Here is an 8,571-nt window from a genome sequence, read left to right on the forward strand (position 1 = left end):
GGCGGGCGGTGACGCCGCAACAGCGCTAGGCGGGCGAGAGCGCACGAGCCCACTGGGAAATGGCTACCGGGGTAGCATCGATCCTCGTGACTGAACCGCAAATCAACGAAGACGGCAAGTACATCTGCCTGATCGACGGCACGATCCTCGACTCCACGCCCGAGGAGAAGGTCCGCCAACAGTACATTGCAACTCTCATCGACGACTACGGTTACAGCAGAAAGCTTCTGCGCCGCGAGGTCCCCATCCATCACGGCAGTCGGGAACTCGAGGACAATCAGGGGAGGCCAATTCGCGCCGATATCGCTGTCTACAGAACGTCTGTAGCGGCCACGAGGCGTGACCAAGGCCAGATCAAATTTGTTGTCGAGTGCAAGAAGGCAGACGAGCAGAAAGGCTACGCGCAGCTCGTCTCTTACATATTCAACACCAACGCTCCTGGTGGCGTATGGACCAACGGCGACGACACAACCATCTATCGGGTAGACAGAGAGACGGCAAGCCTCCTACCCTTCCCGGAACTGCCTCGCGCTGGCGAGGAGTGGGGCTCCATCGCTCAGCGCAAGAAATCTGACCTGAATCGTCCAAGTGACGTAAGACGCCTTTTCAGATTGTGCAACAATAAACTCTACGGTCGCGGAATGGAGAATTCCGACTACGACTTAACCATGGACATGGTTCGAATCCTTCTCGCAAAAATTCAGGATGAATCCGAGCCTGGGCTATCCCCCAACTTTCACGTTACTCCAGAGGAGTACGAGACAACCGAAGGACGCAAAGGCGCGGCCCTTAGAGTGCGCTACCTTTTCGAGCGATTTGCCGAACAGTACAGGTCGGTTTTTCCGGAAGGTGAAAAAATTGAGGTGCCTGACGGGGCTATTGTTGAAGTTGTGAGCGTTCTTCAGCCCTGGTCACTTATCGCATCCTATGATAAAGCCGATGATTGGGACCTCATGGGCGCAGCCTACGAGCAGTACACTCATCAGAACTTGAAACGACAGCGTGGTCAGTTCTTCACCAATCGTCTTATCGTCAATATGATGGTCCGAATGGCGGCACCAGTGGTGGGTGAGAAAGTCCTGGATCCGGCTGGTGGCTCTGGCGGATTTACTACGGCCGCTTTCCGTTACCTTCGTCATCAAGTCATCGATCAAACCGCCCCTCACAGCGCCGCTCGGGAACGTCAACTTAGTGCCGCTAAAGAACACGTGTACTTGTCAGAAATCTCTCCTCGCCTAGTCAAACTGGCGAAGACAGCCATGCTTCTCAACGGCGACGGTCATGCCGGGATGACTCGAAGCAACTCGCTCGGACCCTATGATGAGCTCGATGACTGGCTGAAAGCTCGGTGTCGGAGACATGAACCTAGCGTCATCCTGACGAATCCTCCATTCGCAGGTAAGGGTGAAAGTAGAATTAGTGACCCCGCCGTTCTAGATCTTTATCAGACTGGCCGAAAGTTCCTGGTCGATGGCGAAGCTGCAGTCTTAGGATCAGACTTGCTGCAAGCCCAAGCGCCTGAAATCCTTTTCTTTGAAAGAGCCTTGGACTGGCTAAAGCCGGGCGGGCGCATGGGTATTGTCATGCCGAAGAGCTTTCTCGACACTACGCAGGCATTCTTCGCCCGTCAGATGCTATTCGAGCAGGCACGGCTTGACGCCGTTATCACGCTACATAAGAACTCGTTTATGCCCGATACGGGTGTACGCACTTGTGCTATTTTTGTGACCAAATTCACTCCAGAGACATCTAACACTAATGATTACCCGATCTACATGGCCACTTCACAGAAGGTCGGTCAAGACTCCGAAGGCGTGCCAATCTATCGCATGGGCTCTGACGGAGTTCAAACAGGAGATCTCGACCACGACCTAGACGACATTGAACAGGACTATTACGCTTTCCTTGCTGGTCAGCTTGAGTCTTCACAATTCAGATACTCCGTCAACCGATCGGATATTGAGAACCGTCTCAATATCAACCCTCAGTACTACTCCCCGCACCTCAATGAGTCGATCGAGCGTGTGCGAATGTTTGATGAAATCGAAGGATGGTCGGTCACAACCCTCGGGCAAATTGAGCCGGAAGTAAAAATCTTCAAGGGTCCACGGTTGAAGACAGAGAACGTGATTGTTTCCACCAATGACTCATCCTCGAAAGTGGTGGGATATTTCACACCTTCGGCTATGCTTCAGGACAAGCGCGATTCGGCGAAGTGGGTCGACCTAAATCGAGCGAATGCCAAACAATTGCGGGATTTCGACATGGTTACCGTTCACGAAGGTGACTTTCTGTTGACACGATCTGGAACAATTGGACGTCTAGCTTATGTCACCTCCTTTATGGACGGGCAGATTGTGTCGGATGACATGATTCGTGTCCGCATCCCGTCGCCGCGCCTAAGGGCCTATGTTGCAGCCTTTTTATTGTCTGACAATGCAGCAAATCAGATGTTGCGTAATGAGTACGGAGCAATTCAGCAACATCTAGAGCCAAACCACGTGCGAGATCTTCTGATTCCCGTGCCAGACAGCTGGGACATGGCGGAGGACCTAGTGCGAAAGGGCAATAGCTTTATCCAATCGAAAGTAGCCGCCGATCGCGCAATATTCAATATTGGCGAAAGTGGTTTCGATGCAGAGATTGACAGCCTCATCGCTGGCGGCTGAGACATTGAAGCGTTCCGCCGACAATCGGCTTCGTCTCGGCTCATTGAGAGACGAGTGTAGTTCGCGCTTAGGGCAGGGTTGATGGGTGGCGTGAAATGAGTTGCTCAGCATCCGCCGGCGGCCGACGACAGTCGCGACGACCTCGCCTTGCCTCGCCGGTGAATTTTTGAGCTCCACGACAGCGTCTTCGAACGAACGTTCAACACGCCGAGCGACCGCGACCGCGACCGCTCAACCATCCCCTTACGGGACGTCTCTGCTTCAAGCAAGAACCGGAACGTTGAGGCCGGCCCGGCGCGCGTAGGTGCGCGGGGACGATCGGAGCCACTCGGGGCCGTAGCGTGACGGTGTAATGCGGCGTCGCCGTGCGATCGCGTAAGGGAGTCTCGTTGGCTGTCGTAAAATCCACTGGGTCTCAGTGATCGCGTTGATGCTGCGGGCGAGTCGTGAGCAACACAGAATGGGTGTATGTCGAACATCGATGACCTCTTCAACGCGCACCCGCCGGGCGGAACCACCATTTTGAACTTGCCGAACATCCGCACGTTGTTGAAGCAGCAAGCGAACGTTCTGACGACCGTCGCGACAGGCGGACCACGTATCCCCAGTGTGAACGCAAGCTACATCGGTGACGCGAGGACACTCACTGACAATCTCGAACGTCTGGGACTCCGGCCCGCATTCCCGTGGGAGAACCTTTGGGAGTGGCATGGTCAGTGGTCTCGGGAACTTCCGACTTACGCGGAGCGCCGTGCCCTCGTTCAGGACTTAGCGAAGGCCGCGCTCGATGAGCTGACTGCGTACGAGAGTCGCGCAACCGTACAGGATGTGGGTTCGACCGGCGAACAAACCTGGGAAGCGGTAGACCGCCGGCTGGATGCTCTGATCAAGGAGATGAACGGAGCTCGGGACCGCGACGACTGGCAGGACGTCGGCCGACGTAGCCGCGAGATCATCATCGATGTCGCGAAGCTCATCGCGCCCGTCACCTACCGTGCCGAAGGACACCGAGGCCCCTAAAGCCGCTGATGCAAAAGCGTGGCTTGACCTGTTCTTGGCTGAGAAATCGAGCGGGAAATCCCATGCTGAGCTGCGGGCGTTCGTTCGCGCGGCTTGGGACCTTGCACAAAAGGTCACACATGGTGACATTTCTCACACCGACGCATTCGCCTCGGCGCAGGCAGTCGTACTCGTCGCGCGGGTCGTTCAACAACTCCGAGCGGAGCAGGATGATGCGACGCCTGCGCCGCCCCTTGTGGGCGAGCAGATCGTCTGGTGATTCGCACTGTGCAGATCGCACCGCGCGATCGAGCATTCGTGGCATCCTCAGGTTGGCTAGCTCGAACCACGCACGGCGCGATGCGGCTTTCAGCAAGCTCGCTCAGATTTTGGACCGCTACGTCGCGATCCACTCCTGACAGCGTCGACACACGCTCATGAGGCGCGTCAGGGCTGGATCGACTGCTAAAAATAGAACGATCATATTTTTCGATTGCTTGGAGAAAACCTGATGGCGCAGAAGCTCACTCTTATTGATGACCTGGACGGCTCTCCCATCGAGGGTGACGGCGGGACGGTTACCTTCTCGGTCGATGGTGCAAACTACGAAATCGACCTGTCGGGGGAAAACATGTCGAAGCTGCGAGCCGTGTTCGACAAGTACGTCGACGCCGGCCGCCGTGTGCGGCGAGACGGCAACGCCGGCTCCTCAGCTCCTTCTCGATCGAAGAGCGACCCGGAGCGGTTGAAGGTGATCCGAGAGTGGGCGGCGAAGAACGGTCACAACGTCTCGGACCGCGGCCGCATCTCCGCTGAGGTCCAGAAGGCATACGACGACGCCCACTAGTTCGGCGTCTACCCTGGAACTCATGAAGAGAAGCGCGACGACGGAAGTTCATGAATCCGGCAGCAGCGACGGGCGGTCCTGGCTGGCGCGTGTCTTCGGCCGGCCGGCCCCGGAACCGCGGCCTGTGGTCCCAGCGCGTGTCCCGCGGACGCCACAAACGCGGGAGCAGATCATCGCGCAGTACACGTCGATGGTGCAGGGATTCGTGGATGATGACCCCACTCAGCCACCGACTGCGGTGTTCGTGTGCGGTGTAGGTCCGATGACTGTCGATGTCGCCGGCGACGGCCGTGTGGCCCTCTCCCCGCGCGCTTCGATGAGCTAGACGTCGACGCGCTCTCCCCGCGACGACTCTGTAAACCGTGAAGGTGTACGAGCCAGCCTCAGTCCCGGGTGGAAGAGTGGATTCATGGTGACTCCCCGCACTCCCCTGGCGCGTGCTGCGCTGGTCAGTAACGGCATGGTCTGGTCCGGGCTGTCGCTGATGTTCGCGAGCATCGCCGGAGAACAGACCTACGCCGCGTTCACCGGACAGTGGTTCAACATCCTCGGCTGGGCCCTCCTCGTCGCGGTCGCGATCGGCCTGGCCGTGGTCGGTGTGATCGAGAACCGGCACATTCGCGCGGGGAAGAAGTACAAGCCGCGTCCTCGCCGCTGACGACCGTTCGGTCGCGCATGGCCGCTCCGCGCACTCTGGGCGTCGAGGGGCCGGTACTGGGCGCACGCGAAATTGCGAGTTCGAGAGGGCGGCCATGGATGTCCGTATACTTCGACTGCCAACGCTCGAGACAGACGACGAGCACGATCGACATGGGGTTGCGATGAGTTCACTGAAGAAGGACGACAGCTATAACTTCAGCTACGACTTCGAGTACATCGAGAAGAACCACGGGCAGGACAACTACGACATCGGCATTGCGACCATGAACGTGGACGTGGTGTGGAGCGACGCAGAGGAGGGGTACATCATCTCGTTCGACTCCCCGGATGTGCACAAAATTGACCCGGCAGAGGGCAACAGCGACCTCGACGGCTTCTGGAACTACGACGTCGAGACTCGCGCTCTTTCTGATCTTGCGGGCTACGGCATCCATGCCGACGCCATTGTGATTTAAGGCCTGGTACCCGAAGCACATCCCACCAGCGCTCCGTAACACCAGTTGCAGGGGACAGCGGAGGGTCAGAAATCGTCGCAGGTCGGAGTGGGATTGCCTTCAAGATCAGCGCCTCTGGCGAGAGCCCGGCGCCGATCAGCTCTTGAACCTTCTGCCACTCGGCCTCTTGCAGCACTTCTGAGGCGGCCGTACCGTGGGCGGGTTTGCCCTAGGTGCACGGCCTCCGCATTGAATGACCGGGGTGCGTCAGCCAGCTGAGGTGACCAACTGGAACCCGACAGGCGGAAAGACAAGCGCATCTGGGCCATGGCGGCGGTCGGGTTCGACGGTAGGGGCCCGCTACTCCCCCATCGGCCGACCCTGAGGCAGCTCGCGGGCGCCGACGGAGGGGAATGGCTGACCTCCGTTGTACTGGGCTTCGAGCCTCGCCACCTTCTCCATCACCGCGTCATTGATGAACTGCGAGAGAGTGCGGGTGCCCTCTTGGACCTGGGTGTGTCGGATCGCTCCGCGTACTCGAGACGTGTCCACGGGGTCCTGGTAGAAGCTCACCTTGGGCGGGTACTTCGGCTTCGTCGTCGGCTTCGCGGCCAGCGTCTCCTGCTGTTCAATCGCGGGGGACGGCGTGGCCGATTGAGCCGGGCCGCCCTGCGGAGCCGGCGGCTCTGCTGCCGGCTCCGCAGCCGCGATCTGAGGCGGAGTGATGGGGTTTGCTCCGGCCAGGCTGGACTTACGGGGTGCGGGGCGGTTCACGGGCGTTCTCCTCCGATGCTGGCCAGGTGGTCGGCGTAGATGGCGCCGAGTGCGGATGCTTCGGCGCTCCCCCACTCGTCCAGGCCGCGGGCGGCCTCGGTCGCGTCTGCGATGACGACGCGCTTGGGGATCGGCGGGAGTAGGACGCTGAGGCCCCGGGCCTCCGCGGCGCTGCGCAGCTCTTCCAGCCACGTCGCGCCGCTGACGGTGCGCTCTTCGTGCTGGTTGACGATGATGCCCGCGACGCGCAGCTCGGCGTTGTAGTAGCCGCGAACGTTCTCGATGGTGTCGAGGAGCTGCGCGAGCCCGTTGGTGCTCCACAGCTTCGAGTGGGTGACCACCACGACGCCCTGAGCGGCCGTCAGGCCGTTGATCGTGAGCTGATCCAGCGACGGGGCGCAGTCGATGAGGATCAGGTCGTAGTCGTCCGCTACGGCCGCGAGAGCGCGGCGCAGCCGCCCCTCTCGCCCCGCTCCGGCAATGACCAGCTCGTCGCGGACATAACCGAGAGTGACGCCGGTGGTGGGCACGACATCGAGCCCCGGCCAGACCCCCGCCACGATGACGTCGCGCAGCGTCTCTGGCGCCCGCTCGCTGAGCGCGTCTGCCAAGCCTGCCTGGTCATCTGCGACGCCCTCGGCGGCGGCTACGGCGGTGAGGTTGCCCTGGGGGTCGTTGTCGACCACCAACACTCGCTGTCCGCGCAGCACCGCGGCGCGGGCTAGATGGAACGTGGTGGTGCTCTTGCCTACGCCGCCCTTCTGGTTGCAGAGGGCGAATATCTGAGCGGTCATGGTGGTACCTCCAATGAGGAACAGTACTGATACCGGGAGCCTAGCGGCAATCCCGGTAACAGTACCATTCGGGTTAGTTAGCGATGGGGGCCGCGTTGCAAAGGATCGCGGCCTGCGCCTGCTGCGCAAGCGCCCACCGGTCGGCCGCTGCGGCCTGGTCCTGGGGTGAGTAGTCGCCGTGCTCGGCCTGATACTTGAAGTCCTCGTAACCGCGCTCAGCGAAAGCCAGCAGCGCCTCCACGCCCGCGCGCAGATCGTCGGAGACGACGAGGGTCCGCGCGTCGTCGACGTCGATCGTCAACGGGTCGTAGAGGTTCGTCAGGCGCAGCACGTACCCGGCGGGCGTGAGGTCGACGTGTGCGCCGAACACGGTGCGCTCCTCGTTGTCCTCGAAGTCGACGCGGCCGAACGTCTCGCGCTCGCTCGTGGGCTCCCAGAGCTGCGGCTGAAGCCGCTCCCCCGTGTCGTAGGGGGTGAGTGCCGATGCGGTCATGGTGTGATCCTTTCTCCTGTTACTACTAATAGTACTATTCGAGTTACTGTGGGTCAAGCGCGAGCGGGGGTAAGGAACGCGACCAACGCGGCGGCGTAGGCGGTGCCGTCGTCAGTGACGGGGAACCCGCCCGGGCCGCCCTCCCCGGGGAGGGCGAGCGTGTTGCGGACGTGCGCGAGGATCGCCGCATCCGAGTCGGACTCGAAGGACTCGGGCTCGTCCTGGCGGTAGGTGGCGCAGATGAGCGCGAGCTGGTCGGCGCTCGCGCGCCCGCCGTCGGCGGTGGATGCGCTGCGGTCGGTCTGCGGCTGGTTCTTCATGATGCTCCAATGCTGGTAAAAGTACTATTAGGGTGGGCTCCGACGAGCGGTGCTATCCGAAAGCGCCAGCCCAGCACGCGGGGTGGGTACCCGAGATGAGCAGCTCGCGCTGGTCCGCCGGGACATCCGGCAGCACGTCCTGGATGGGCGTTCCAGTCCGGTAGAGCGCCGCCTGATCGGCGGTCAGCTCGACGCGGCTGGCCTCGCCGCAGAACATGCACTCGCGGGTGGTCACCGTTGTGGTGGTCATGTGATCCTCCAAACCCTCTACCCCTAATAGTACTATTGCCGTCACCAGATGGCAACGGCAATAGTACTATTGGGCTCAAATTTCTTCGGTGTCGGCGTCCTCGTCGGCGGTCAGTGCGTCGGCCAGGGTGTGTGCAGCGCGCAGCACCCGGGCGGCGGTGCTCTTGATCGTCTCGGGCTCGCCGTTGCTCCAGTTGGCGACGTATCCGATGCTGTAGGCGCTGGTGTCGAGTCCGAGAATCCCAGCGACGACGTACGCGACGCTCTCGGCCTCGGTCTCCTTGATGCCGCGGTGCTCGATGTACTCTTCCTCGTCCTCCTCGGCGTGGAGG

At 60.7% G+C, this 8,571-nt stretch carries 11 protein-coding genes and 1 pseudogene; 6 read left to right on the plus strand and 6 right to left on the minus strand.

Features of this window, described 5'->3' with window-relative positions; translation table 11 throughout:
- Positions 1-86 precede the first annotated feature (86 nt).
- The 6 genes from MT350_RS19665 to MT350_RS19690 all read left to right on the plus strand — a co-directional run bounded on the left by MT350_RS19665 (position 87) and on the right by MT350_RS19690 (position 5,630).
- The gene (locus tag MT350_RS19665) at positions 87-2,669 is read left to right on the plus strand and encodes an N-6 DNA methylase (protein ID WP_243616518.1); all 2,583 of its coding nucleotides are present in this window, start codon (positions 87-89) and stop codon (positions 2,667-2,669) included.
- Between the two features lie 468 nt (positions 2,670-3,137).
- A complete protein-coding gene (locus tag MT350_RS19670; protein WP_243616519.1) occupies positions 3,138-3,689 on the plus strand; it encodes a hypothetical protein in 552 nt (183 codons plus the stop codon).
- A complete protein-coding gene (locus MT350_RS19675; protein ID WP_243616520.1) occupies positions 3,664-3,948 on the plus strand; it encodes a hypothetical protein in 285 nt (94 codons plus the stop codon). Before MT350_RS19670 ends, MT350_RS19675 begins: the two co-directional genes overlap by 26 nt.
- Before the next feature lie 231 nt (positions 3,949-4,179).
- Positions 4,180-4,515: an Lsr2 family protein gene (locus MT350_RS19680; RefSeq protein ID WP_243616521.1), complete on the plus strand. Its 336-nt coding sequence runs from the start codon at positions 4,180-4,182 to the stop codon at positions 4,513-4,515.
- A 409-nt stretch (positions 4,516-4,924) separates the two neighbouring features.
- Entirely contained in the window at positions 4,925-5,173 is a 249-nt protein-coding gene (locus MT350_RS19685) for a hypothetical protein (protein WP_243616522.1), read from the plus strand.
- Positions 5,174-5,267: 94 nt separating this feature from the next.
- On the plus strand, positions 5,268-5,630 hold the full coding sequence (locus tag MT350_RS19690) for a hypothetical protein (protein ID WP_243616523.1): 363 nt from the start codon (positions 5,268-5,270) through the stop codon (positions 5,628-5,630).
- A gap of 339 nt (positions 5,631-5,969) precedes the next feature.
- Here MT350_RS19690 and MT350_RS19695 read toward each other — a convergent pair whose 3' ends face one another.
- From MT350_RS19695 to MT350_RS19720, 6 genes and pseudogenes are all read right to left on the minus strand, one after another.
- A complete protein-coding gene (locus tag MT350_RS19695) occupies positions 5,970-6,383 on the minus strand; it encodes a hypothetical protein (protein ID WP_243616524.1) in 414 nt (137 codons plus the stop codon).
- Positions 6,380-7,177 (minus strand): ParA family protein, encoded by a 798-nt coding sequence (locus MT350_RS19700; protein ID WP_243616525.1) that lies wholly within the window; start codon positions 7,175-7,177, stop codon positions 6,380-6,382. The genes MT350_RS19695 and MT350_RS19700 overlap by 4 nt, the downstream gene beginning before the upstream one ends.
- 73 nt (positions 7,178-7,250) lie before the next feature.
- Complete coding sequence (locus MT350_RS19705; protein WP_243616526.1) at positions 7,251-7,670, minus strand: hypothetical protein; 420 nt, start codon at positions 7,668-7,670, stop codon at positions 7,251-7,253.
- 53 nt (positions 7,671-7,723) lie between these two features.
- Positions 7,724-7,990 carry a hypothetical protein gene (locus MT350_RS19710; RefSeq protein WP_243616527.1) on the minus strand — a complete coding sequence of 89 codons (267 nt, stop codon included), beginning with the start codon at positions 7,988-7,990 and terminating at the stop codon, positions 7,724-7,726.
- Between the two features lie 52 nt (positions 7,991-8,042).
- Positions 8,043-8,240, minus strand: coding sequence for a hypothetical protein (locus tag MT350_RS19715; protein WP_243616528.1), 198 nt, complete (start codon positions 8,238-8,240; stop codon positions 8,043-8,045).
- A 75-nt stretch (positions 8,241-8,315) separates the two neighbouring features.
- Positions 8,316-8,571, minus strand: a pseudogene (locus MT350_RS19720) (hypothetical protein); the annotation flags it as partial.

The sequence above is a fragment of the Rathayibacter sp. VKM Ac-2928 genome, from assembly GCF_022815545.1.
GTDB lineage: Bacteria > Actinomycetota > Actinomycetes > Actinomycetales > Microbacteriaceae > Rathayibacter > Rathayibacter festucae.